Origin of the sequence: Salinimonas iocasae, from assembly GCF_006228385.1 — a bacterium.
In the GTDB taxonomy this organism is placed as follows: domain Bacteria; phylum Pseudomonadota; class Gammaproteobacteria; order Enterobacterales; family Alteromonadaceae; genus Alteromonas; species Alteromonas iocasae.
Genome location: NZ_CP039852.1, coordinates 1,022,539 through 1,048,780 on the forward strand (window position 1 = coordinate 1,022,539; position 26,242 = coordinate 1,048,780).

Annotated in this window: 22 protein-coding genes; 11 read left to right on the top strand and 11 right to left on the bottom strand. The window is 48.2% G+C overall.

The features are described from left to right. The first annotated feature begins 137 nt into the window (after positions 1 to 137). Together secA and mutT are read left to right on the top strand one after the other, a co-directional pair. Positions 138 to 2,846 (top strand): preprotein translocase subunit SecA, encoded by a 2,709-nt coding sequence (gene secA / locus FBQ74_RS04460; RefSeq protein ID WP_139755525.1) that lies wholly within the window; start codon positions 138 to 140, stop codon positions 2,844 to 2,846. Further along, positions 2,846 to 3,232 carry an 8-oxo-dGTP diphosphatase MutT gene (gene mutT / locus FBQ74_RS04465; RefSeq protein WP_139757875.1) on the top strand — a complete coding sequence of 129 codons (387 nt, stop codon included), beginning with the start codon at positions 2,846 to 2,848 and terminating at the stop codon, positions 3,230 to 3,232. The genes secA and mutT overlap by 1 nt, the downstream gene beginning before the upstream one ends. A 78-nt stretch (positions 3,233 to 3,310) precedes the next feature. Here mutT and FBQ74_RS04470 read toward each other — a convergent pair whose 3' ends face one another. The 9 genes from FBQ74_RS04470 to FBQ74_RS04510 form a co-directional block, all read right to left on the bottom strand. After that, positions 3,311 to 4,177, bottom strand: coding sequence for an aspartoacylase (locus FBQ74_RS04470; RefSeq protein WP_139755526.1), 867 nt, complete (start codon positions 4,175 to 4,177; stop codon positions 3,311 to 3,313). A 12-nt stretch (positions 4,178 to 4,189) separates the two neighbouring features. Continuing rightward, the gene (yacG, locus tag FBQ74_RS04475; RefSeq protein WP_139755527.1) at positions 4,190 to 4,420 is read right to left on the bottom strand and encodes a DNA gyrase inhibitor YacG; all 231 of its coding nucleotides are present in this window, start codon (positions 4,418 to 4,420) and stop codon (positions 4,190 to 4,192) included. Positions 4,421 to 4,466: 46 nt separating this feature from the next. Then, positions 4,467 to 5,219: a cell division protein ZapD gene (zapD, locus tag FBQ74_RS04480; protein ID WP_139755528.1), complete on the bottom strand. Its 753-nt coding sequence runs from the start codon at positions 5,217 to 5,219 to the stop codon at positions 4,467 to 4,469. A 68-nt stretch (positions 5,220 to 5,287) separates the two neighbouring features. After that, positions 5,288 to 5,920, bottom strand: coding sequence for a dephospho-CoA kinase (gene coaE, locus FBQ74_RS04485; RefSeq protein ID WP_139755529.1), 633 nt, complete (start codon positions 5,918 to 5,920; stop codon positions 5,288 to 5,290). After that, entirely contained in the window at positions 5,905 to 6,777 is an 873-nt protein-coding gene (locus FBQ74_RS04490; RefSeq protein WP_139755530.1) for a prepilin peptidase, read from the bottom strand. Before FBQ74_RS04490 ends, coaE begins: the two co-directional genes overlap by 16 nt. 75 nt (positions 6,778 to 6,852) lie before the next feature. Continuing rightward, entirely contained in the window at positions 6,853 to 8,064 is a 1,212-nt protein-coding gene (locus FBQ74_RS04495; protein WP_139755531.1) for a type II secretion system F family protein, read from the bottom strand. Positions 8,065 to 8,121: 57 nt separating this feature from the next. Then, the gene (locus tag FBQ74_RS04500) at positions 8,122 to 8,550 is read right to left on the bottom strand and encodes a pilin (protein ID WP_139755532.1); all 429 of its coding nucleotides are present in this window, start codon (positions 8,548 to 8,550) and stop codon (positions 8,122 to 8,124) included. A 228-nt stretch (positions 8,551 to 8,778) separates the two neighbouring features. Beyond that, positions 8,779 to 9,654: a carboxylating nicotinate-nucleotide diphosphorylase gene (nadC, locus tag FBQ74_RS04505; protein ID WP_139755533.1), complete on the bottom strand. Its 876-nt coding sequence runs from the start codon at positions 9,652 to 9,654 to the stop codon at positions 8,779 to 8,781. 20 nt (positions 9,655 to 9,674) lie between these two features. Beyond that, positions 9,675 to 10,184, bottom strand: coding sequence for a retropepsin-like aspartic protease family protein (locus FBQ74_RS04510; protein ID WP_139755534.1), 510 nt, complete (start codon positions 10,182 to 10,184; stop codon positions 9,675 to 9,677). Between the two features lie 110 nt (positions 10,185 to 10,294). On the opposite strand from FBQ74_RS04510, the gene ampD reads away from it, so the two are divergent. The 5 genes from ampD (at position 10,295) to lpdA (ending at position 18,359) form a co-directional block, all read left to right on the top strand. Continuing rightward, entirely contained in the window at positions 10,295 to 10,831 is a 537-nt protein-coding gene (gene ampD, locus FBQ74_RS04515; RefSeq protein ID WP_139755535.1) for a 1,6-anhydro-N-acetylmuramyl-L-alanine amidase AmpD, read from the top strand. A 303-nt stretch (positions 10,832 to 11,134) separates the two neighbouring features. Further along, positions 11,135 to 11,881, top strand: coding sequence for a GntR family transcriptional regulator (locus FBQ74_RS04520; RefSeq protein WP_139755536.1), 747 nt, complete (start codon positions 11,135 to 11,137; stop codon positions 11,879 to 11,881). Positions 11,882 to 12,040: 159 nt separating this feature from the next. Continuing rightward, complete coding sequence (aceE, locus tag FBQ74_RS04525) at positions 12,041 to 14,707, top strand: pyruvate dehydrogenase (acetyl-transferring), homodimeric type (protein ID WP_139755537.1); 2,667 nt, start codon at positions 12,041 to 12,043, stop codon at positions 14,705 to 14,707. Between the two features lie 19 nt (positions 14,708 to 14,726). After that, positions 14,727 to 16,799 (top strand): dihydrolipoyllysine-residue acetyltransferase, encoded by a 2,073-nt coding sequence (gene aceF, locus FBQ74_RS04530; protein ID WP_139755538.1) that lies wholly within the window; start codon positions 14,727 to 14,729, stop codon positions 16,797 to 16,799. A gap of 138 nt (positions 16,800 to 16,937) precedes the next feature. Then, a complete protein-coding gene (lpdA, locus tag FBQ74_RS04535; RefSeq protein WP_139755539.1) occupies positions 16,938 to 18,359 on the top strand; it encodes a dihydrolipoyl dehydrogenase in 1,422 nt (473 codons plus the stop codon). Between the two features lie 58 nt (positions 18,360 to 18,417). On the opposite strand, the gene FBQ74_RS04540 is transcribed toward lpdA, so the two are convergent. Beyond that, positions 18,418 to 19,458: a LysR family transcriptional regulator gene (locus FBQ74_RS04540; RefSeq protein WP_139755540.1), complete on the bottom strand. Its 1,041-nt coding sequence runs from the start codon at positions 19,456 to 19,458 to the stop codon at positions 18,418 to 18,420. Positions 19,459 to 19,589: 131 nt separating this feature from the next. On the opposite strand from FBQ74_RS04540, the gene FBQ74_RS04545 reads away from it, so the two are divergent. Beyond that, positions 19,590 to 20,816, top strand: a complete 1,227-nt coding sequence (locus FBQ74_RS04545; protein ID WP_139755541.1) for an efflux RND transporter periplasmic adaptor subunit — start codon at positions 19,590 to 19,592, stop codon at positions 20,814 to 20,816. Beyond that, complete coding sequence (locus FBQ74_RS04550) at positions 20,817 to 23,939, top strand: efflux RND transporter permease subunit (RefSeq protein ID WP_139755542.1); 3,123 nt, start codon at positions 20,817 to 20,819, stop codon at positions 23,937 to 23,939. Between the two features lie 288 nt (positions 23,940 to 24,227). Here the strand turns inward: FBQ74_RS04550 and FBQ74_RS18915 are convergent, their stop codons facing one another. Then, the gene (locus tag FBQ74_RS18915) at positions 24,228 to 24,392 is read right to left on the bottom strand and encodes a hypothetical protein (RefSeq protein WP_168190602.1); all 165 of its coding nucleotides are present in this window, start codon (positions 24,390 to 24,392) and stop codon (positions 24,228 to 24,230) included. Positions 24,393 to 24,514: 122 nt separating this feature from the next. On the opposite strand from FBQ74_RS18915, the gene FBQ74_RS04555 reads away from it, so the two are divergent. Both FBQ74_RS04555 and FBQ74_RS04560 read left to right on the top strand, forming a co-directional pair. Then, the gene (locus tag FBQ74_RS04555) at positions 24,515 to 24,736 is read left to right on the top strand and encodes a hypothetical protein (RefSeq protein WP_139755543.1); all 222 of its coding nucleotides are present in this window, start codon (positions 24,515 to 24,517) and stop codon (positions 24,734 to 24,736) included. Positions 24,737 to 25,494: 758 nt separating this feature from the next. Then, positions 25,495 to 26,205 carry an SIMPL domain-containing protein gene (locus FBQ74_RS04560; RefSeq protein WP_139755544.1) on the top strand — a complete coding sequence of 237 codons (711 nt, stop codon included), beginning with the start codon at positions 25,495 to 25,497 and terminating at the stop codon, positions 26,203 to 26,205. Positions 26,206 to 26,242: the final 37 nt, after the last annotated feature.

The window sequence follows — 26,242 nt, forward strand, 5'->3', positions numbered from 1 at the left end:
ATTGTTGGCGGCGAAGAATAAGTAAACTAATAAGTTAGGGTGGCGAGCCTTACTGAACTCAAGTAAGGTGTCATTTTTCTAAAACATAGAGTTAGCGCATCAATAGCGCCCTCATAAGTAGTGGAATTTGCAACGTAATGTTTTCAAGCGTCCTGAGAAAAGTGTTCGGTAGCCGAAATGACCGACTAATAAAAAAACTAAAAAAATCTGTCGATGCCATTAACGGCCTGGAAAAGGAATTTGAAGCGCTTTCCGACGAAGAGCTGAAAGCTAAAACACAGGAATTTCAGCAGCGTATTGCAGATGGCGCGTCGCTGGATGATCTACTTGTGGAAGCTTTTGCAACAGTACGTGAGGCCAGTAAGCGTGTTTATGGTATGCGCCACTTCGACGTTCAGATGCTGGGTGGCCAAGTGCTGCATCATGGCAAGATTGCTGAGATGCGTACCGGTGAAGGTAAAACACTTACAGCGACACTACCGACTTATCTGAATGCATTGTCTGGTAAAGGTGTGCATGTTGTTACCGTTAACGATTACCTTGCTAAACGTGATGCTGACTGGAGTCGCGAGTTATTTGAATACCTTGGCATGACAGTTGGTTGTAACATTCCCGGTATGCCTCAGGATGCTAAACGTGCTGCCTATCAGGCTGATGTAACCTACGGCACCAACAACGAGTTTGGTTTTGATTACCTGCGCGATAATATGGCGTTCAGCCCTCAGGAGCGGGTACAGAGAGAACTGAACTTCGCGGTTGTGGATGAGGTTGACTCGATTTTGATCGATGAAGCCAGAACACCTCTGATTATCTCTGGCGCAGCGGAAGACAGCTCTGAGTTATATCGCAGCATCAACCATGTTATTCCCAAGCTTATTCAGCAGGAAAAAGAGGACGAGGAAGGTGAAGCCGGCGACGGTGATTACACCATTGATGAGAAAGCCAAACAAATTCACCTGACCGAGAATGGTCAGCTTCATGTTGAAGAAATCTTACATGAAGCCGGTATTCTGCCTGAAGGGGAGTCGTTGTTCGCTGCTGGCAATATCTCGTTGCTACACCACATTAATGCTGCGCTTCGTGCACACAAGTTGTTTCAAAGAGATGTAGATTACATCGTAAAAGACGACCAGATTGTTATCGTTGATGAGCATACCGGTCGAACGATGGAAGGGCGTCGTTGGTCAGAGGGCTTGCATCAGGCCGTTGAGGCAAAAGAAGGCGTCAATATCCAAAACGAAAACCAGACGCTGGCATCGATAACTTTCCAGAACTACTTCCGCTTGTTTAACAAACTGTCCGGTATGACCGGTACTGCTGATACCGAAGCGTTTGAGTTCAACCACATCTACAGCCTTGAAACGGTCGTTATTCCGACCAACAAGCCAATGGTTCGTAAGGATATGGCAGATCTTATCTATATGACGGCTGAGGAAAAGTACGAAGCAATCGTCAAAGATATTCAGGGATGTGTGGAGCGTGGTCAGCCGGTACTGGTAGGTACCATTTCAATTGAAAATTCTGAACTGCTGTCTAACGTCCTTAAAAAGGCAGGCATCAAGCATAAAGTGCTTAACGCCAAATTCCACGCTCAGGAAGCCGATATCATTGCTGAAGCTGGTCGCCCCGGTGCAGTGACCATCGCCACAAACATGGCCGGTCGTGGTACCGATATTGTTTTGGGTGGCAACTGGCAGTCGGAAGTTGAAAAGCTGGATAACCCGACTGATGCGCAAATTGAGAAAATAAAAGCTGAATGGAAAGCGCGCCACGATGCGGTGTTGGAGTCCGGCGGTTTGCACATTATCGGTACAGAGCGTCACGAGTCTCGTCGTATTGATAATCAGCTTCGTGGTCGTTCAGGTCGTCAGGGTGATGCAGGTTCAAGTCGCTTTTATCTGTCTCTGGATGATGCGTTGATGCGTATTTTTGCGTCGGAAAAAATGGCTGGCATGATGAAAAGGCTGGGCATGGAGCATGGTGAAGCCATTGAGCATCCCTGGGTATCACGTGCCATCGAGAACGCCCAGCGTAAAGTGGAAGGGCGCAACTTCGATGTGCGTAAGCAGTTGCTTGAATACGATGATGTTGCTAATGACCAGCGTAAAGTTATTTATGAACAGCGCAATGAATTGCTGGATGAAGGGAACATCAGCGAAACTATCGAAGTTATTCGTAAAGATGTACTCGACGGTGTTATCTCTGAATATATCCCGCCGCAGTCGCTGGAAGAAATGTGGGATATTCCTGCGCTTCAGGAACGCCTGAAAGCTGATTTTGCCGTTGATTTGCCACTTCAGGAGTGGCTGGACAATGATGACAAGCTTTTCGAAGAGAAATTACGTGAGCGCATCCTGGAAGAAGTCGAAGGCGCTTATAAAGAAAAAGAAGAGGTTGTCGGCGAGGATGTATTACGGCAGTTTGAAAAAGCGGTAATGCTCCAAAATCTTGATAGCCATTGGAAAGAGCATCTTGCTGCTATGGACCATTTGCGTCAGGGCATTCACTTACGCGGCTATGCGCAGAAAAATCCTAAACAGGAATACAAGCGCGAGTCTTTTGAGTTGTTCTCTGAGATGCTTGAGGCGCTTAAGCTTGAAGTGATAACAGTGTTAAGCCGTGTTCAGGTTAAAGCTGAATCTGATGTGGAAAAGGTTGAAGAGCAGCGTCGTCAGGCCGACGATGTGCCGAAAAACTTCGAACACGAAAAGGTTGAAAAAGCGCCTGAACAGGAGTCCGGACGCGTGCAGACTGAGGTGCGCGAAGGCCCTAAAGTTGGCAGAAATGACCCATGTCCTTGTGGCTCTGGTAAGAAGTATAAGCAATGTCATGGCAAGCTGAAGTAATGAAGCGAGTGGAAGTTGCTGTGGGTGTTGTAAAACGCGGCACCCAGACGTATGTCACGCTTCGTCATCAGGATCAGCATCAGGGTGGCAAATGGGAATTTCCCGGCGGTAAGAAAGAACTGGGCGAGAGTACGTTTGATGCACTTAAACGAGAGCTTGCTGAGGAAATCGGCATAACGGTAAACGGCAGCGAACCGCTGATTTTGATAGAGCATGACTACGGCGATAAGCACGTTGTGCTTGACGTTCACCTGGTGGAATCATTTGACGGTGAACCCTACGGGCGGGAAATGCAGCAGGGGAAGTGGCTGGATATTGATTCACTGGCGCCTGGGGATTTTCCGGCGGCTAACGTTTCAATTATTGAAGCCTTGCATAATCAGTAAACCTTAATAAAAAAGCCCCGAACACATCTTTGTCTTCGGGGCTTTTTTTGCCTTAGAAAACTACCGCGAGCTACACCGCTATAGTTTAGTCAGCGATGCGGTGGCAAAAGCAACATGCGTGGTGGCATAGGCAGCTTCGTTTATAAAGTGGGGATATATGACCGTATCCTGATCCCACGTTATTTCCGTACCGTCAAAGCATTTAAAAACCGGCGCACCGGGTAATAATGGCTGAAAGTCATTATCCTGCAGACTATGGTGGATCATAGCAATACGCGCGCCCGTTTCATCGACAGGAAAACAGATGTTTTCTCCTAATATGAATACATCACAGGGCGCAAGCTCAGGCAATGTTTGCGCATTATAGGCAATACAAAAATCCAGAATAGTTTCTGTCAGTGTCTGCGTAAGCTGAAAAATATCTTCGCGAAACACACCCTGGGGCTGACCGCCTACCTCTACCATCACGCCCTGTTTTCCCACGGTACATAAATAAGGGTGTTCGGAATAGGCTTTATCATCTTCAAGCAGGATATTAGCTTCAGGCATGTGATGCTTCACAAATCTTGCAAGCTGAATGTTGAATTCATCTTGCTGAAGAATGATCAATGTGGCGCCCATCTCGCTTGTCGTGTTGTGAATATCTATTACAAAATCTGTAGCAGAGTTGCCTTTCGGCCCTAACGTTTGGTTAAGCTGTCGGGCAAGTTGGGCTTCAGCTTCACTGCATTGCTGTTCCAGGCGGTGGGCAGTGAACTGGCGGTTCAGGTCATCATCAACATATCTGACATTGGCTTCAATAGCCGCACTGTTCACCAACCTCATCTCAGGCTGAAGTGCTCTGAAACGCTCGGGCAGGTTTCCGTTTTGCCAGTGGCGAACGAGCTGAATTCCACTGGTTTCGTTGCCGTGAGTCCCGCCCAGAATCGCGATGGAATTTAGCATATCAATATAGCCTTAATGTTTGAAAAAACTATCCTGCTGTTGACTGAGCATCGCTTCAATATCCTCAATCTCATCCTGAGAGGGTGCTTGTTCAGTTTGTTTGCTCTGGGCAGGGATGCTTCGCTCCTCACTAGCCCACTCACCTAAATCGATGAGTTGACATTTTTTGGAACAAAAAGGGCGAAATGGACTGCTTTGAGACCACTCAATTTCTTTTGTACAAATAGGGCACTTTACACGCATGCTCATACCTTTGGAATATCTGTAATATTGTGGATTGGTCTGAGAATTAACAGGCGGCCAGTGAAAATGAGACATCCTCATCAACAGAGGAAGACTTTCCTGGTTCGACATCAAACAACATAAATCGTAGCGCGAAGCGATATTTGTTGCCACTCAAGGTAGGATAAAACCCCTCATCAACAGAGCAGCGCACGCGGATCAGCTCATTTTTGTCTTCGGCCACACCCTGGTAAAACCCGTTTGACGCGGTAAGCGTTCTGAAGGTACCGCGCTCCCGAAGAAATGATAAACAGATGGAAATTGTTTCCTCAACACTAACCAGTGTCATCATCCATTTCTTCATTTCGTCCTGACGATGTGCCTGACTCTGGTTAATCCAGTAATGCAAATTAGGCAAATCGAAGCTGCACGCGCCACCAGGAATGGCAAAACGTTGTCTGATAGATGCCAGAAACTTATCTTCTTTTAACTCAGTGCCAAACTTTTTGCCCAGCTTGAGCTTTTCGCGCATTGTAACAATGGTGTTCAGCGTTTGCTTAAGCGCGCTGGCATCAATGTTGGGATGTTCCGACCAGTGGCGAAGATTTTTTTCGTGGGCATCGAGGTCTTTGATGATATCGGTTCGGATATCTATCCGCTCGAACAGATCCAGCAACGTAAACAGCTGGTCGAAAAAATAAAGCTGTAGCTGCGCAGAGGGGACTGACGCGCCGCTTTTAAGTTGCGCAATGAGTTGTTCAATGCGCAGGTAATTTCGCACCTTTTCTTTGAGTGGAAATTCGAAAACGGTGTCAGACATGTACTTCCTCGTGAATGCTTAATCAGAGCACTTAAACGCAAAAATACAAAAATTTCAAGTAAAAGGGGTTAAAGGTCCTGTGCGATGGTCAGATAACGCGCATGGAGGCTCTCTACCTGTTCTTTAAGACCTGCGAGTGAACCACTATTGTCGATAATATCATCGGCTGCAGACAGCCGGGTTTCGCGGCTAGCCTGGGCATTCATAATCCGCTTTATAGTAGCTTCGTTACTTTGTTTATCCCGCGCGCAGGCGCGGCTGATTTGCAAAGACTCGGGGATATCGATCACTAATACTCGGTCAGTCATAGTAGTAAGGTTGTTTTCAAGCAATAAGGGTACGGACAAGATGCAGTAAGGGTAGGCAACTGCGTTTATTTCGCTAAGCATTTGTTGACGTATTGTGGGATGGAGCAGGGCATTAAGCCAGGCTTTTTCAGCGGGGTCTGCAAAAACTTTTTCTCTTAGCGCGGCACGGTCTAATGCACCGTCATCATTCAAAATGCCTTCTCCAAAATGCTCAGTAATTTTCTGAAGGGCGGCAGTCCCCGGTTCCACAACTTGTCTGGCAACAATGTCGGCATCAATAACAGGTACGCCTAACGCTGCAAATGCATCGGTAGCTGCGCTCTTGCCGCTACCTATTCCACCGGTCAGGCCGACAACAAATGTTTTCGATTTTTCGCTCAAGGCGTTATCCATTGTAGATAAGCATCAATAATAGGCTGTTTGTACAGCAAAGTCAGGAATCCGGCAACTGCGAGGTAAGGGCCAAACGGAATGGCCAGGTCGCCGCTCTGCTTACGGGAAAAATGTATAAGTAGACCGATGATCGCGCCAACTAGCGAAGACAGAATGATGATAACCGGTAAGCCTTGCCAGCCTGTAAAAGCGCCCAGCGCTGCGAGCAATTTAAAGTCACCATACCCCATACCTTCCTTACCGGTAATCAGTTTAAACAGCCAGTATACAGACCAAAGACTCAGATAGCCGGCTGCCGCCCCAATAATAGCTGTGGCAGGGTCAACGAATACAGTGTCCAGACTTAGCAATAAGCCAAACCATAACAGGGGAAGAGTTAACTGATCCGGTAGAAGCATATGGTCCAGGTCTATCATCACCAGTGGGACCAGGAACCAAACGACTATGACCGCAGCTACAGCCTGCATGCCTGGGCCAAAGTGCCAGGCCGCCAGAGCACTGAATAATGCAGTGGCAAGTTCTACGCAAGGGTAACGCACTGAAATTGCAGTGCCACAGCCGGCGCATTTACCTTTTAAAAGTAGATAACTGAGAACAGGAATATTTTCCCATGCGCGAATGCGATGCCCGCAGGATGGACAGGTACTGTCTGGCTTCATCAGATTATACGTCTCAGCGGGCTTTATCTCTTCCTCACTGACATACGCTTCATATTCTGCTTTAAAGCCGCGTTCCATCATGATGGGAAGACGATGAATAACAACGTTTAAAAAACTGCCAATCATTAAACTTGTCACAAAGACAACGAAAAGAAAAAAGAAAGGGCTTTGTGCACTAAGTTCAACGACTGTGTTCATAGAAGTGATTTCAAAAAAATAAAAAGTTTGCCAGCGCAGCTGCTCAGGGGCAACCGCAAAAGCGAAAAAGGAACGTTAAACCACGTTCCCCATTTGGAAGATAGGCAGATACATTGCCACAATCAGGCCGCCGATTACGACACCAAGTACCGCCATAATCATAGGCTCGATAAGGCTGGTCAGACCGTCAACCATATCATCAACCTCGGCCTCGTAGATGCTGGCTACTTTGCTAAGCATATCATCTACCGCACCGGACTCTTCACCAATGGCCACCATTTGAGTCACCATATCCGGAAAGACGCCAGTTGTGCGCATGGCAGTGTTCATTTGTAAGCCGCCGGCCACTTCTTTTTTAATAAAAAGAATTGCATCGCGGTATACGGCATTGCCTGACGCGCCTGCTGCTGAATCAAGTGCGCCGATAAGCGGAACACCGGCACTGAATGTTGTTGATAGTGTACGGGTAAAGCGCGCAACGGCGGCTTTCTGCAGGATCTCGCCGACTACCGGTATCTTTAGAACAGTAGCATCAACTCGGTCACGCAGCGCTTTAGACTTGCGGTGGGCACGTACAAACATAAAGCCGGCACCAACAATACCCATGCCAATGAATATCCCGAAATCCTGCACAAACCGGGAAATACCTAATACAAACTGAGTGAAAGCAGGCAGTTCGGCCCCAAAGCTACTGAAAATTTCTTCAAACTGAGGCACTACAAAGACCAAAAGAATTGTTGTAACAATAAAAGCAACGACTAAAACGGCGATAGGGTAGAACATCGCTTTTTTAACTTTGGACTTTAGTGCTTCTGCTTTTTCTTTATAGGTGGCAATACGATCGTAGATATTTTCAAGTGAACCGGACTGCTCACCGGTTTCTACCAAATCACAATACAGGTCATCAAAATACAGGGGGTGTTTGCGTAATGCTGTAGATAATGGAGTTCCTGCGCGGACTTCATCGGCAATAGAAGACAAAAGTCTTCTCATTCCTGGTTTGCTAGTCCCTTGTGCTATCATTTCCAAAGATTGTAGTAAGGTAACGCCAGCACCAAGCATGGTAGAAATTTGTCTTGAAACTACCGAAATGTCGGCGGCATTGATTTTTTTTTCTCTGCCACTAAAAAGAGACTTTTGCCGTTTTTTGACTTTCTGAGCTGATATGCCCTGCCTTCTCAAGAGATTCTTTGCTTCAAGCACACTTGCAGCTGATATCTCACCTTTACGATTAGCACCTTGTTTATCTTTACCTTGATAATCAAAAACGACTGCGGCTCTGGACATAACTCTTACCTCACAGAAAAAAGCCCAGCATTGCTGGGCCTATCCAATATTTCTAAATTAACATAGTGAAGCGTCAGAGCATGTTTCTGCCCAAGTAACAACGCCGTTTGTGAATGTAGGAGTTAAGGTATAAGTTTCACCTTCAAGGCCACTTACTGGAGTAGTGCTATCGCCTTCAGCCGTAGCAACAATAGCAGTACCATCCCACGTAACACTGGCAACCAAAGTTGATGGAGTTGTTAAATCAGCAGGTACGCCATTTGTACCAGCAGTACAAGTAGTCAAACCACTTTCTGTTTGTGCACATACTTCAATAGCAGTTTTATGGCCTTGGGTTGCCATTACAACTTCAGAGAAACGTGCTTTTTTAGTGTAGTTATTGTAAGCAGGCAGAGCTACCGCAGCCAGAATACCGATGATAGCAACGACGATCATCAGTTCGATTAGGGTGAAGCCTTTTTGGTTTGAAGGTTTGAATTGTTTCATGATAGTTCTCCGGGTTCGCGTATAATGCGTTTATCTAAATTAGTTCATTCAAAGTTTACGTTTTATACCTGGTTTGTTTTTGTTTAACGCCCCCGGTACTTGATGCTCAGTATAGGGTGGAAGACCCCAGTGACAAGTATTGGAAACTATACATATGTTTAGGAATTAGCCGATTGGCAAAATGGAGGGTGGGCCTGCCAACCTGATGTTAGCAGGCTATAAAAGTGTTTATTTTACAGGGCTTTGCTCGCTATTCATAGCGACCCGTAACGACAAATCAATGGCCTGAACATGCTTGGTTAAAGCACCTGAAGATATAAAATCAACCCCCAATGTGGCCAGCGACGACAGCCTTTCATCAGTAATATTTCCAGAGACTTCAAGTTTACTTTTTCCGTTAGTCATGGAAACTGCGCGTTGGATCTGTTCGTTGGTAAAATTGTCCAGCATGATGATATCCGCGCCCGCGTCAAGTGCCTGAGAAAGCTCATCCAGACTTTCTACCTCCACCTCTACGGGTTTGTCAGCATGTCTTGACTTGGCAGTAGACACAGCCCTGGCGATAGAGCCGCACGCAAAAATATGGTTCTCTTTAATCAGGTATGCGTCAAATAACCCAATCCGGTGATTTTCACCACCTCCACACTTGACGGCATATTTTTGTGCCAGACGAAGTCCGGGAAGGGTTTTGCGGGTGTCGAGAATTTTTGTCTTTGAACCGTCCAGTAACGAGGCATATCGGCGGGTGACGGTAGCTGTCCCGGACAACGTTTGCAAAAAGTTAAGCGCGGTACGCTCAGCCGTTAATATGCTGCGGGCGCTACCCGTCAGAGTAACAAGCGTTTCATTTGCCTGAACGACGTCGCCGTCAGCGACGTGCCATTGCAAAGTGACCTGGCTATCGATTTGTGAAAATGTCTCGTCCACCCATTGCACGCCACAAATCACTGCCGGCTCACGCGTGATAATCGTGGCACTGGCCTGTGTCGCCTCATCGATCAGATTAGCCGTTATATCATTGTCAGCGTTGACCTCACCGCCTAAATCTTCGATCAGTGCGGTGTGAATCTGTTGATAAATATCCTTGGGGGTGGGGTATGTCATAAGTGCAGAATCCAATACCTTTAATTTAAGGTCCGCAATATTAACCAATCCTGGCGCTGAGTAAACTCTAACTGTTTTAAAACACTCATCCCCAGCAAGATCTGTCCGTCCCCCAGGCCCGGATTGAGGTGTGCCTGCACATTCGACAGCTCAATATCACCGATTGTCAGGCTATCAATAGTGGTTTGCGCCACCCTTACTACACCGTTTGCGGTTTGTGCCAGGCCACTTCTGCCAGCAGTCAGGCCAAGGCTGTTTTGCATAGAAGCGGGAATTGCGACATTGGTCGCACCGGTGTCGATAAGAAAGGTCACGGGCTGACCGTTGATGGTTCCGTTAGTAACATAATGTCCCTGACGATTTTGTCTGAGCCTTACTTCGGTCTGACCGTCAATTCGCATTGACTCAGGTTCCTGATTCGGGTTGCGCTGCGACTCAAGCACATCACCGAAGATCAAAGTCAGTAAGCCCAGCCCGCATATCCATGCCAGTATAAACATCCATTTTCCTGCTGAACTTTCATTACTCATAACAACTACTCTTATCTTTTGATTTCACAATCCAAACTTGGTGACATTGACTTGCTGCAGGTGACGGGTAAGGTAAACGCACACATTTAAACTTGTATATGGGTTAGCTGGTGAAAACATACCCCGGTGCAACACAAAAACATTCTCCCTTTTTTGATGAACGGCCGCCAGGCACTGAAATCTCGCTGTTGGTCATTCACAATATATCGTTACCGCCGGGACAGTTTAACACACCGGGTATCGAACAATTATTTACCGGTACGATTAACCCTGAAGATGACCCATTCTATAAAGAAATTGCTGGCTTAAAAGTTTCGGCACACTGTGTGATTTATCGTGATGGCACTATCGACCAATTTGTCCCATTTACTCAACGCGCCTGGCACGCCGGATTATCTGTGTATCAGGGAACCCCCCGGTGTAATGACTTTGCGATCGGCATTGAAATTGAGGGGACCGACTACCAGCCCTATACCGATGCACAATACATATCACTTACGGGGTTAACCGAATCAATTATCACTGCCTTTCCGGCGATTACCATCGGGCGGATAGTTGGACACAACGACATTGCCTTTGGCCGAAAGACCGACCCCGGCGCATTTTTTGACTGGACACGTTACCGCAGCGCACTTTTTCTACGCTGATTAAACGCTGTTTTAACAAGCGTTAACGATGCATCGATTGCGGTGGTCAACTCTGGGCTGATGATAAATTCAGCGTATTTAACGACGAACCGAGCAAGTCAGACCAGTCGTGATAATGTGAAAAATCAAGGTTATTCATGATGTTAATTCGATTTTAAATAAATTTCACTTTAACGGCATTTGCATTAATTACGCGCTTGGATTTACACTGCGAAACAGTTTATAGGTAAATTGGTATGACCAATTGGCCCGTGTTGCGCAAATTATTTACAACAGACACGGAGCGAGCGAGAAAGGATATTCATGCAAACGGGGCGAAAAAAGCTGTCCGATGTCATCACTGAGCAACTAGAATCCATGATTCTTGATGGCTCTTTGCTGGCCGGTGAAAAGCTACCGCCTGAACGTGAGCTGGCAATTAAGTTTGATGTTTCTCGCCCGTCGCTACGTGAAGCAATCGGTAATTTACAGGCCAGAGGGCTGGTAGAGCGCAAACAGGGTGGCGGGACGTTTGTCAGCAAAAGTCTTAATGCGGTGATGCGCGACCCTCTGATGGCACTAATTAGCCGGCGACCCGAAACGCAGTTTGATTTACTTGAATTTCGTCACGCTCTTGAAGGCATGGCGGCTTACTATGCTGCGCTTCGTGGTCAGCCAGAAGATTATCAGGCATTGCGAGAGGCGCTTGAGGCATTACCAAAGCCTGGCAGAGAAGACAATCAACGTGCTCTGGCAGAATCGCTGGGGCAGTTCTACATCATTATGGCAAGGGCTTCGCACAATATGGTCCTGCTGCATGTGATGAGTACCATGCAAACCATGTTAACCGAGAATATCGAACGTAACCTGGAAATGCTGGCGCAACATGTGGATGTAAGTAAAGAGTTATCCCGGCAACGGGCGGATATCGTTGATGCAATTGCCAAGCGGGATCCGGAAACAGCCAGGCAGGCATGCAATGCACACCTGGCATTTATTGAAAAAACCCTACTGACGATCAATCAGCGCGACAGCCGTGTGCAGCGCGCATTAAGACGTCTGGAAATTTAGAGGCGTAAAGCCCGTAAGAATTGTGCAGGCCTGTATGTCAGGCTGGCAAATATAGGTGAGCCGTTGGGGCTTGCCGCAAGTACAACGTAATCTAGGTATACCATCCTTGCCATCGAGGTAATGGATGGTTTTCTATATCAGCAAAAATAGGATGGCACCATGACTGAAATGATGCACCAAGATGTGGATCCCCAAGAAACACAAGAATGGCTGGAGTCGTTAGAGTCAGTTTTAGAAGAAGAAGGTAACGAAAGGGCTCACTTCTTATTAGAATCATTGATTGAGAAAGCACGCAGAAATGGTGCCCACTTACCCTATGATGCGACCACCGCATACATTAATACCATACCACCAGGTCAGGAACCGACCATGCCTGGTGACCAGACCATCGAAGGTAAAATTCGTAACGCACTGCGTTGGAATGCCCTGATGATGGTATTGCGCGCCTCTAAGAAAAATCTTGAGCTGGGCGGGCATATTTCAAGCTTTGCATCTTCAGCGATGCTTTACGATGTGGGCTTTAACCACTTTTATCGCGCACCAAACGAAAAAGATGGCGGCGATTATGTTTTCTATCAGGGCCACGTTTCTCCGGGAATTTATTCTCGTGCCTATATTGAAGGTCGTTTGACCGAAGAACAGCTTGACGGTTTCCGTCAGGAAGTTGATGGCAAAGGGTTGTCGTCATATCCTCACCCTAAACTAATGCCTGACTTCTGGCAGTTCCCCACCGTATCCATGGGCCTTGGCCCGATGCAGGCAATTTACCTTGCCCGTTTCCTGAAATATCTGACTGATCGTGGCATTAAAGATTGCTCCGAACAGCGCGTATGGTGCTACCTGGGTGACGGTGAGTGTGATGAGCCAGAATCCCTGGGTGCGATTGGCCTGGCCTCACGTGAAGGTCTGGACAATCTGACATTCGTTATCAACTGTAACCTGCAGCGTCTTGACGGACCGGTACGTGGTAACGGCAAAATCATCCAGGAGCTGGAAGGTAACTTCCGCGGTGCTGGCTGGGAAGTTATCAAAGTTATCTGGGGACGTTACTGGGATCCTCTGCTTGCCCGCGATACGTCTGGCAAGCTGTTAGATCTGATGAACGAAACCATCGATGGTGAATACCAGAACTGTAAAGCAAAAGGCGGCGCTTACACACGAGAGAAATTCTTTGGTAAGTATCCAGAGCTTAAAGAAATGGTTTCCAATATGTCAGATGAAGACATCTGGCGTCTGAATCGTGGCGGTCACGATCCGGTTAAAGTCTATGCTGCTTATGATCGTGCTGTAAAAACGAAAGGTCGTCCGCAGGTTATCTTGGCCAAAACCGTTAAAGGATATGGCATGGGCGCTGCTGGTGAAGGTAAAAATATTGCCCACCAGGTGAAGAAGATGGATATGGAAGCGGTTAAAGGCTATCGCGACCGTTTCAATATTCCTGTTTCTGACGAGAACCTGTCTGATCTGCCGTACTACAAGTTCGACGAAGACAGTGAAGAGATGAAGTATTTGCGGGAGCGTCGTGAAGCACTGCATGGTTATATGCCGGTGCGTCGCGAGAAGTCCTCTGAAGATTTACCAGCACCACAAATGAAAGCTTTTGAGTCAGTGACTAAAGGTTCCGGTGACCGTGAGATTTCAACAACGATGGCGTTTGTTCGTGTATTAACAGCGCTGCTTAAAGACAAGCAAATCGGTAAGCGTATTGTACCTATCATCCCGGATGAGGCGCGTACGTTCGGTATGGAAGGCTTGTTCCGCCAGGTTGGTATTTATTCCTCGCAAGGTCAGAAGTACGAGCCGCAGGATTCGGATCAGGTTGCGTATTACCGTGAAGATAAGAAAGGTCAGGTACTACAGGAAGGTATCAACGAGCTGGGTGCAATGGCGTCATGGTTGGCAGCCGGTACGCAGTACAGCCTGAACGATCTGCAGATGGTTCCGTTCTATATCTACTACTCAATGTTTGGCTTCCAGCGTGTAGGCGATTTGGCCTGGGCGGCAGGTGACTCGCGCACTCGCGGGTTCCTGATTGGTGGTACTGCTGGCAGAACGACACTGAACGGTGAAGGTTTACAGCACCAGGACGGTCACTCTCTCACCCAGGCTGCGCTGATTCCAAACTGTGTCAGTTATGACCCGACTTACGGCTATGAAATTGCTGTAATTGTCCAGGATGGTATGCGCAGAATGCTAGAGGACCAGGAAGATGTTTTCTACTACCTGACGGTAATGAATGAAAACTACAAGCAGCCTGAAATGCCCAAAGATGTGGAAGAAGGCATTGTTAAAGGTATCTACAAGCTGGATACCCAGGGCGAGAGTAAGAAGAAAGTTAAACTGCTTGGCTCAGGAACTATCTTAGAGCAGGTTCGTGAAGCAGCGGTAAAGCTGGCTGAAGATTATGACGTCGAGGCTGAAGTTTACAGCGTTACTTCATTTAATGAGCTGACCCGCGATGGTATCGAGTGTGACCGTCAGAATATGCTGAACCCTGAAGAAGACACGAAGGTTCCGTTTATTACTGAGGTCTTAAAAGCAGGTAACGATGGTCCGACTATCGCTGCGACAGATTACATTAAAAACTACGCAGACCAGGTACGTAACTTTGTACCGGGTAGCTATCGCGTGTTGGGCACCGATGGATTTGGCCGTTCAGACAGCCGCGCTAATCTGCGTCGTCACTTTGAAGTGGATACTGCTTATATCACTTACGCTGCGCTGTATGAGTTATATAAAGCGGGTGACCTTGATGCCAAAGTGCTTTCAAAAGCAATGAAAGACCTGGCTATCGACCAGAAGAAAATCAACCCACTGCACGCGTAAGCACAGGAGAGATATCGACATGGCAGATATTAAAGACGTACTCGTACCGGATTTAGGTGAAGACGACGTTGAGGTCATTGAACTGTGTGTAGCAGAAGGTGATGACGTTGAAGCTGAAGGCGCTTTGGTCACTGTAGAAAGTGACAAGGCCAGTATGGATGTCCCTGCGCCTTTCGCAGGGAAAGTCAAAGAGCTGTGTGTCAGCGTGGGTGACAAAATCTCTCAGGGAGATTTGTTAGCGAAGGTTGAAGAAGCCGGTGGCGCTGATAGCAGTGACGACGATTCAGAAGACACAGAAAACTCAGACGACGCTGGTGAAAAGCAGGAAGAAAAAGCAGAATCCGCTGACACTTCCTCTGATAACGGCGCTGAAGAAAAAACCGATGAATCAAAGCCAGCTTCAGGTGGCGGAACTTCCACCATCGAGGTAACTGTACCGGACATCGGTGATGCAGAGGAAGTTGACATCATTGAGGTGTTGGTCGGCGAAGGTGATAAGGTCGAAGCTGAAGACGGACTGATTACCCTTGAAACTGACAAAGCGACCATGGATGTGCCGTGCCCACAGGCCGGTACAGTTAAATCGCTTAAGGTGAAAGAGGGTGACAAGGTGTCTGAGGGGTCTCTTGTGCTTATTCTTGAGGTGGCTGATAGCGGTGACGCAGGTGCTGCTGACGATAGCGCCAGTGATACCGAAAGTAAAAGCACCGATGAGACGCAGGCATCAGGCAGTGAGTCTGATTCAGATAGCAGCGACACCCAGGCATCTGGCGGGGAGGAAGAGATCGAAGTCACTGTTCCGGACATTGGCGACGCAGAAGACGTTGAAATTATCGACGTACTGGTGTCTGAAGGCGATACAATTGAGCCGGAAGATGGTCTGATTACTCTTGAAACTGACAAAGCGACAATGGATGTTCCGGCACCTAAAGCGGGCACCATAACCAAAATGCTGGTTAAGCAAGGTGATAAGGTTTCGCAGGGCTCTGCAGTATTAATGCTCAAGGTTGCTGGTTCAGCAAAACCCGCTGAGAAAGAACAAAAGTCTGAAAAACCTCAGAAAGAAGCGCCGAAAAAGCAAGCGTCTTCTGATAATGGCGACAGCAGTCAGCCTAAACGACCTCCGGTCCCTCACCATCCGTCTGCTGGTGAGAAGCAGAAGAGTGGTAAGGTACACGCTTCGCCTTCAGTGCGCAGACTGGCCCGCGAGTTCGGTGTCGATCTTACTCAGGTATCAGGCTCTGGCAGAAAGAACCGAATCTTGAAAGAAGACGTGCAATCGTACGTTAAATACGAGTTGTCACGTCCTAAGGCAAGTGCCGGTTCCGTAGGGCAGGGTGAAGGTGGTCTTCAGGTTATTGCACCGCCAAAAGTCGACTTTTCGAAGTTTGGTGAAGTGGAAGAGAAGCCGCTTACTCGTATCCAGAAACTGTCTGGCCCGAATCTGCATCGTAACTGGGTAACCATTCCGCATGTGACACAGTTTGAAGAAGCTGATATTACTGAGATGGAAGCGTTCCGGAAGCAGCAAAACAAGATTGCTGAAAAGCGTAAGTACGACTTCAAAGTCACGCCGCTGGTCTTCATGATGAAAGCTGTGGCTGATGCGCTAAGAGCCTATCCGGTATTTAATACTTCACTTTCTGCAGACGGTGAGTCTTTAATTCAGAAAAAGTATTACCATATAGGTATTGCAGTAGACACGCCGAATGGTCTGGTTGTTCCGGTTGTGCGTGATGTTGACCAAAAAGGTATCCACGAGCTTTCTAAAGAGCTTCTGGAAATTAGTGCTAAGGCTCGCGATGGTAAGCTTAAATCTGCAGATATGCAGGGTAGCTGCTTTACCATCTCAAGTTTAGGCGGTATCGGTGGTACAGCATTTACACCAATTGTTAACGCACCGGATGTTGCCATTCTTGGCGTTTCCAAGAGCGAGATGAAGCCGAAGTGGAATGGCAGTGAATTTGAACCGCGGCTAATGCTGCCGTTATCACTGTCTTACGATCACCGGGTTATTGACGGTGCGGTAGCGGCCCGCTTCGCCGTGCACCTTAAAACCGTGCTCGAAGATTTACGGGAAATGTTACTTTAAGTTTGAACAGGGGAGGGTAATACCTCCCCTTTACGCTTTTTTTGCCGGCATTTAGCAATGTTGGCTTTACAGGGCAGATAAGCCCTAGTTAAAATTCTTAACGCATATTTTTCAGATATTTGACAAATTGAGGTCACGATGAGCGATATAAAAACTCAGTTAGTTGTATTGGGTGCAGGACCCGGCGGATACTCTGCCGCATTCCGCGCTGCCGATATGGGCGTAGAAACCGTTATTGTTGATGCCAGGGAAACACTGGGTGGTGTGTGCCTGAATGTAGGATGTATTCCTTCAAAAGCACTATTGCACGTGGCCAAGGTCATTAAAGAAGCCAAGGAAATGGCAAGTCACGGTGTATCTTTCGGCGAGCCGGAAATTGACCTGGATAAACTGCGCGATTATAAAGACTCAGTTGTTGGTCAGCTGACTAAAGGCCTTTCAGGCATGTCAAAAATGCGTAAGGTGAAGCACGTCCGTGGTACGGGTACCTTCACAGGTGCAAATACTCTGGAAGTGGAAGGCGAAGACGGCAAAACAACTATCGAGTTTGAAAATGCTATCATTGCAGCAGGTTCTGAGCCGGTATCACTGCCGTTTATCCCTGAAGATGATCGTGTTATTGATTCTACCGGCGCACTGGAAATGAAAGATATTCCAGAAAAAATGCTGGTACTGGGTGGCGGTATCATTGGTCTGGAAATGGGCACGGTATATCATGCTCTGGGCTCTAACATCGATGTGGTTGAATTCCTTGACCAACTGATCCCGGCGGCAGATAAAGACATCATGAAAGTATTCATGAAGTCATACAAAGATAAGTTCAACGTCATGCTGGAAACGAAAGTAACTGACGTTGAAGCAAAAGATGACGGCCTGTATGTGACATTCGAAGGCAAAAACGCACCTTCTGAGCCTGTACGTTATGACAAGGTATTGGTTTCAGTTGGCCGTACACCTAACGGCAAGAAAGTTGGCGCAGACAAGGCGGGCGTTAAGGTTGATGATCGTGGTTTCATCAACGTTGACAAACAAATGAAAACTAATGTCGATAATATCTTTGCAATTGGTGACCTGGTCGGGCAGCCAATGCTTGCGCACAAAGCGGTACACGAAGGTCATGTGGCTGCTGAAGTTATTGCTGGCAAGAAGCATTACTTTGACCCGCGTTGCATTCCATCAGTTGCCTATACTGAGCCGGAAGTTGCCTGGGTTGGTCTTACTGAAAAAGAAGCGAAAGAGCAGAACGTCAGCTACGAATCTGCGACGTTCCCGTGGTCAGCATCAGGCCGTGCTATTGCCTCTGACGCAACTGACGGCATGACGAAGCTGTTATTTGATAAAGAGTCTGGTCGTGTTATTGGTGGTGCGATGGTGGGTACCAATGCCGGTGAAATGCTGGGCGAGATTGGCCTTGCCATTGAAATGGGCGCTGACGCTGAAGATGTTGCGCTGACGATTCACGCTCACCCTACGCTGAACGAGTCTATCGGTCTTGCAGCAGAAATTCAGGAAGGCAGCATCACAGATATGCCTAACCCTAAAGCGAAGAAAAAGAAATAATTCTTTCGCAATAAAAAAAGCGAGGTATAACCTCGCTTTTTTTATGTCTGTAATATGCCTATTTACCTACAGGTACCGCTTTAGCCGATACCTCTGTACAGGCTTCTATTCGGGAATCATGGTGCTGTGCTCTGGCCGAGCGTAGCGCATCTTCACAATATCCCTTGCGACAACATTGAGCCAGAAGAGCATCGTGCTGTTTTCCCCGCTCATGGATAATTCTGACGATATGGCTTCGTAACCAACGTAGTCCGGCATCGTGGTCCTGGCGTTTATGCCAAAGCAGAGACAGCGGCGTAAGAGGCAATTCAACCGGTGCCTCAAATACGGCAAGCTGCTGAGAAAAAATTTCCTTTTCCAGCACCATTGAAGGCGCTACGCATATTAAATCCGTTTGTTTTAACAAGCTCGGAACATTGTGGAAATTATTCACGGTCATAGCAATGCGGCGCGATTTACCTATGCTTTGTAATGCCTGATCAGTTGGCCCTGATACATCCCCGGTTAAAGACACCAGCAAATGGTCAGCATCAATAAACTGTTCAAGCGTAAGGGCCTCTTTGGCAAGCGGATGTCCGGGTCGCATAACGACCACATATCTGGGGTCTAAAAGGTGTTCAGAATGAATCACACTTTCAGGCCTTATATATTTACTTATCGCCAGTTCAGCTTCGGCATCTTTTAGTATATCTGCCGACTCAATTGACTGAACGGGAACAGCATAGACATTTATACCAGGCGCCTCGCGTTCAATCATCTGGCGCAATGGTCCCCATACCATTTCTACAAAAGTGTCTGTAGCGGCAATACGAAAAGTTCGGTTTGCCGTAGCCGGCTCAAACGATGCAGGATTAACCGCATCTTCCAGAGCGCCAAGGGGAGTTTGAATCTGACTCCACAGATTTCGGGCAAACGCAGTGGGCTGAATGCCTCGACCATCTTTAACAAATAGCTCATCGCCCCAGGCTGTTCGCATGCGTGATAATGCATTAGATACCGCTGGCTGGGTCATTGCCAGACGATCTGCAGCCCGGGTTATAGCGCCTTCTGTCATGATGGCATCAAAAATCATTAGCAGATTCAATTCTTGTGGCCGCATCCAAAGACTCCTGTTAAATGGGTAATATCGAATATATTACTACACGTGATGCATTGCATACAAAATAATAATTATTTTTATTTTTCGGTCTGACGCATACTACGCGCAACTTAGTATTTGCGAGAGACACCATGCATACATTTATACGCGTAAGTATAGTGATATTCGGACTGATTGCGCTGTCAGCATGCAATTCAGAGCCTTCACAACAAAGTCAGGCCCAGGCGCCCTCACAGGGGGTACCTGTCGATGTGGCCAGCGTAGTCGCCCGACCTGTCACCCAATGGGATACCTTTACCGGCAGACTGGAAGCGCCTGAGTCAGTCGCTTTGCGCCCGAGAGTGTCAGGATATATTGATATGGTGACCTTTGAAGAGGGCCAGTATGTAAACCGTGGCGATACGTTGTTTCTGATTGATAACCGTCAGTTCAAGGCGGAAGTGGATCGACTGACTGCACAGCTTGATGAAGCAAAAAGCCGGCTTAAACTTGCCAAACAGGATCTGACTCGGGCAGAAGGGCTTCGCAATTCGCAGTCTGTTTCACAGGAAGTACTTGATACGCGCGCAGCATCCGTTAATCAGGCAAGAGCGGTAGTTGCTCAGACCACCGCTGCACTCGACCAGGCGCGGTTGAACCGTGGCTTCGCGCGGGTTGAAGCACCAATCTCAGGCAGAATATCCCGGGCTAATATCACTCAGGGGAATTTTGTTACCGCAGGCCAAAGTATACTTACAACGATCGTTGCCACCGACCGCCTCTACGCGTACTTCGATATTGATGAAACCACATGGCTGAACTATCAGCAAAACGACTCAGGCGCCCGGGCAGTAGATGACAAACCGGTGGCTATGCGTCTGGCCAATGAGGATGCGTTTGACCACTGGGGCAGCATTAACTTTGTCGATAATCAGGTCAATGCCGGTACTGGTACTCTGCGTGTGCGTGCCGTGTTTGAAAACGAGCAACAACAGTTACTGCCAGGCTTATTCGCACATTTGAAACTGGCAGGTGAGCATCAGGAAAAAGGCATTCTTATCGCTGAAAAAGCCATCGGTACCGATCTTAACAACAAGTACGTGTTGGTAGTTGATAGCGATAAAAAAGTGCAATATCGGGCAGTTAGCCTTGGCGATAAAGTTGGGTCGCTGCGTATCATCGAATCCGGTCTTCAGGCAGGCGATACTATCGTCGTAGACGGCTTACAGCGTGTCAGACCCGGAGCGCCCGTTACACCCAATAAAGTCGAGATGGCAAATCCTGAAACCCTGGAAAGTCTGAACGCATGGCAGCAACAGGTTGATCAAAACAAAGACTTAGCACGCGTATCAGCGGACCAGATTGCAGGTACCCGCTAAATGAAGTTCTCTCAGTTTTTCATTCACAGGCCTATTTTTGCTGCGGTGCTGTCGCTGCTGATATTTATTGGTGGCGCACTGGCAGTGTGGAAGTTACCAATTACCGAATATCCGGATGTAGTGCCGCCGACAGTGGTGGTCACGGCTAACTACCCGGGAGCCAACCCTAAAGTCATAGGTGAAACGGTCGCAACGCCGCTGGAACAGGAAATCAATGGCGTTGAAAATATGTTGTACCAGTCCTCACAGGCAACGTCCGACGGACGAATGACCCTGACAGTGACATTTGCCATTGGCACCGATCCTGATGAAGCGACAACACTGGTACAAAATCGTGTTAACCGGGCGTTACCCCGCTTACCCCAAGAGGTTCAGCGCCTCGGTGTCGTCACTGAAAAATCCTCGCCAAACCTGACTATGGTAGTGCATCTGACCTCTCCGGACGACCGGTATGACATGCTGTATATGTCTAATTATGCGGAGCAGAATGTCAAAGATGAGCTTCAGCGCATACAGGGAGTCGGACAGGTTCGCCTGTTTGGTGCCGGCGAATACAGCATGCGCGTTTGGCTCGATCCGAACAAGCTGGCTGCCCTGAGTCTGAATCCCGGCGATGTGGTGAGTGCAATTCGCGCACAAAACCAACAGGCAGCGGCTGGAAGCTTAGGCGCGCAACCCACCGGTACCAGTGAATTTCAGTGGCTGATCAATGTTAAGGGCCGGCTAATCGATGAAGCTGAATTTGAAAACATTATTGTAAAAACCGGCCAGAGCGGTCAGATTACGCGACTCAAAGATGTCGCCCGTGTGGAACTGGGGGCGGACTACTATACGCTTCGCTCTTTGCTGAATAATCGACCGGCTGCCGCACTGCCAATTTTTCAGGCGCCAGGATCTAATGCGATAGAAATTTCAGATAATGTCCGGTCCACTATGGACAGACTTTCCGCTACGTTCCCCCAAGGGCTGGAATACGACATCGTATACGATCCGACCGTATTTGTGCGGGGCTCTATCGATGCGGTGGTAAATACACTGTTGGAAGCTGTGTTATTGGTGGTGTTGGTTGTCGTGTTGTTTTTACAGACATGGCGAGCGTCAATTATTCCGCTGGTTGCAGTGCCGATTTCGCTGGTTGGCACATTCGCCTTCATGCATTTGATGGGATTTTCACTCAATGCGCTGTCTCTGTTCGGCCTGGTTCTTGCCATTGGCATCGTGGTGGATGATGCCATCGTGGTGGTGGAGAACGTTGAGCGCAATATTGAGCGGGGCCTGAGTCCGATTGAAGCCACGCAACAGGCCATGAAAGAGGTTACCGGCCCTATTGTTGCAACCACACTTGTATTGGCGGCAGTGTTCATACCTACGGCATTTATGAGCGGCTTGACCGGGCAGTTTTATCGACAGTTCGCGCTGACTATAACCATCTCTACCGTTATTTCTGCTATTAACTCGCTGACATTAAGCCCTGCGCTTTCCGCATTGTTGCTCAAGCCTCATGGCGCAAAGAAAGACTGGCTAACGAAATCAATCGACATGCTATTTGGTAAATGGCTGTTTAGTCCGTTCAATCGGATGTTCGATAAGGCATCGGATAAATACACCTCCGGCGTGGGCTCGCTGGTTCGCAAAGGCTCGATTGTGATGGTGCTTTACGCTGGGCTGCTCGGACTGACTTGGCAGCAATTTGAAACTACACCAACCGGCTATGTGCCGCCACAGGACAAAATGTATCTGGTTGCATTCGCGCAACTCCCCAATGCCGCATCACTGGACCGTACTGAAGCTGTTGTGAGGCAGATGTCAGAGATTGCCATGGAGCATCCCGGCGTGTCGGACGCGGTGGCGTTTCCTGGCCTGAATATTAACGGCTTTACCAATAGCCCAAGTTCAGGGGTGTTGTTTACACCGCTCGAGTCATTTGACAAGCGCCAGTCACCGGCGTTATCAGCGGGTGCCATTGCCGCGGATCTCAATCAGAAGTTTGCTGCGATAAAAGGTGCTTACGTGGCGATTTTTCCGCCGCCACCTGTGCAGGGGCTGGGAACTATTGGTGGCTTCAGGCTGCAACTTCAGGATCGATCCGGTCTTGGGTTTGAATCGCTGGAAAAAACTGCCAATCAGGTCATCGCGAAAGCCTGGGCCGACCCCGCACTTACTGATGTGTTTACCAGCTTTACCGTCAATGTGCCGCAACTGGACGTTGATGTTGACCGCGAAAAAGCGATGAGCCAGGGCGTGGGGATCGATACTTTGTTCGATACCATGCAGGCCTATCTTGGTGCGGTTTACGTCAATGACTTTAATCTGTTTGGTCGTACCTATCAGGTCAACGTGCAGGCTGATGCGCCGCATCGTCAGAATGTTGAACAGATTCAGCAAATGAAGGTGCGTAATAGCGATGGGCAGATGATTCCGCTTGGCTCACTGCTGGATATTGACTATAGCGCAGGTCCCGATCGTGTCATGCACTACAACGGTTATGTGACGGCAGAGGTAAACGGTGCACCCGCGCAATGGTACAGTTCTGACCAGGCCCGGGCTGCTATCGAAAAGATTCTGGATGAAAACCTGCCTGTCGGAATGACTTACGAGTGGACGGAGCTGACCTACCAGCAGATTCTGGCCGGTGACACGGCGATGTATGTTTTCCCTTTAGTTGTGCTATTGGTGTTTCTGGTACTGGCTGCCCAATATGAGAGTTTGCGATTACCTCTGGCAATCATACTCATTGTACCGATGACGCTGCTTAGTGCGCTGCTTGGTGTAGCGATTTATGGTGGTGACAATAATATCTTTACGCAGATCGGGCTTATTGTGCTGGTCGGGCTGGCTACCAAAAACGCTATTTTAATCGTCGAGTTTGCTAAAGAGCTGCAGGAGCAGGGGCATGACGCGCTTAGTGCTATCAAGGAAGCCAGCAGACTCCGTCTGAGGCCCATTCTTATGACGTCCATCGCTTTTATTATGGGTGTATTACCCATGGTGATTTCCACCGGTGCGGGTGCTGAAATGCGCCAGGCCATGGGCGTAGCGGTTTTCTCCGGCATGATTGGCGTAACATTTTTCGGATTGATATTAACGCCGGTCTTTTACTACCTGCTTAAAAAGCGAAGGTAAAAATCAGCTACCCGAGCGTTGCCCCACTCTTTAAACAGGGGCCTTTGGCCGCCCGCTTCCCTGGGCGGCTTTTTTTGGCTTACGGGTAAGCAGTGTAACCCGGGGATTTCAATCTAAAATTCTCTTTTAGTCACATGGCTTTGGGTAGTAAATCTGCGAGGAAGAATTAGCTTTCGCCGGTGTCGACCGGCTGGGGGTGTTTATTCTACGGTGTTGAATCCACCATCTAATATAATAAGACAGCTCTTTTTAGTTAATTGCTTTCACGCGTTCCTTCCGCAGTTGTATTTACTTTCGCCGGTATCGACCGGCAGCGACCAGAGGGGAAGGGCGCTTCCCCTCTGGACTCCCCACTTTACCTGAACGCTCAAAGCGGCAGATAACCGGAGCAGATAAAAACAACCGGGATAAAAGGAGCATCCATGCCCCTGTTCCCCCTGGCTCATCATCCATGATGAGCCTTGTTTTTATTCACTCTGCTCCGGCTATCTGCTGAGCGTTAAGGCTATTAAGAGCTTTATCTCTTCGAAGAGCGAGAGGTGAAGAGCAAACTAGTCGCAGCAAAGAAGCTATCGATGAACCGTTTAGCAAGTGCAGCAGGCTGTCCGGATAAGAAAATAGCAAACGCATCAGGGATGATGCGAAAGTGGTGTCAGGGGCAGGAAGCCCCTTACACCGCGGTGCTCTTTTCCCGGATAGGCTGGTGCTGTCTTCTTGCGAAGGGTTCCGCAGGGAGTGCAGAGGGCGTGGCGTCACGCCTTCTGCTTGCTGGCCGTCAACACGGCCGGGGCTGTTAACTCTTCGATGTTGAAACCTGCTTTGTGGAAGTGAGGAATCGCTTTTAACGTAATGGGAATCATGCAAAGCCATAGCGGTTATATTAGCTTTCGCCGGTATCGACCGGCAGCGACCAGAGGGGAAGAGCGTTTCCCCTCTGGACTCCCAACTTTACCTGAACGCTCAAAGCGGCAGATAACCGGAGCAGATAAAAACAACCGGGGTAAAAGGAGCATCCATGCCCCTGTTCCCCCTGGCTCATCATCCATGATGAGCCTTGTTTTTATTCACTCTGCTCCGGCTATCTGCTGAGCGTTAAGGCTATTAAGAGCTTTATCTCTTCGAAGAGCGAGAGGTGAAGAGCAAACTAGTCGCAGCAAAGAAGCTATCGATGAACCGTTGAGCAAGTGCAGCAGGCTGTCCGGAATAGAAAATAGCAGACGCATCAGGGATGATGCGTCAGTGGTGTCAGGGGCAGGAAGCCCCTTACACCGCGGTGCTCTTTTTCCGGATAGGCTGGTGCTGTCTTCTTGCGACGGGTTCCGCAGGGAGTGCAGAGGGCGTGGCGCCACGCCTTCTGCTTGCTGGCCGTCAACACAGCCGGGGTTGTTTGATCTTCGTAGCCAGAATGGCTATCTAAGTAGAAAACCTGCCTTTCTGAATCTTTAGAAATTAGCTCAGGAAAACGTTAAAAAGCCACCATCTCGCCATAATTCACCTCTCATCAGACCGAATGTCTGCGTATGCTTAACCAATACGCAAAAGAATGGAGAAGTCTGTGAACAAAGCATCATCATTAATTTTATCCGCAGGTATTATTATAGGTCTTAGTCTGTTGGCATTATTGTTAGGGCGCGCTTTGGTTGAGGTTAAAGCCTGGGACAGAGTGGTCACTGTAAAAGGGCTGTCCGAAAAAGAGTATATAGCCGATACGGTAATCTGGCCGCTGCAATTTACGGTTGCCGCCAATGACGTCAGTGAGCTGTACAAAACCATTGAAACACAATCGGCTCAGATTAACGCCTTTCTGTTAGCTGCGGGTGTCCAGGAAAATGAAGTCAGTATAGGCAAACCGGCGATTACCGATAAGCTGGCAAATCAGTATGGCGGGAATGCAAATGTTCAGTTTCGGTATACGGCAACCCAGACTGTCACGGTTTATTCAAAGCGCGTTGAGCAGGTGCGTAAACTGATGAGTTCCAGTAGCCAGTTGGTAGAAAAGGGAATTGTTCTGTCTACACAAAGCTATGAAGCGCAAACAGAGTATGTGTTCACCCGCCTCAATGAGGTAAAGCCGGAGATGATAGAGCAGGCGACCCTGAATGCGCGTGAAGTGGCGCAAAAGTTTGCCAAAGATTCTGATAGTCAGCTAGGCAAAATAAAGCGGGCTAACCAGGGACAGTTTTCAATCAGCGCCAGAGACAAACAACATCCTCACATTAAAAAAATCAGGGTAGTCTCGACAATTCAGTACACATTGGTCGACTAACGCATCCGGACTTGCGATGAAGTGGCTATTCACTGCT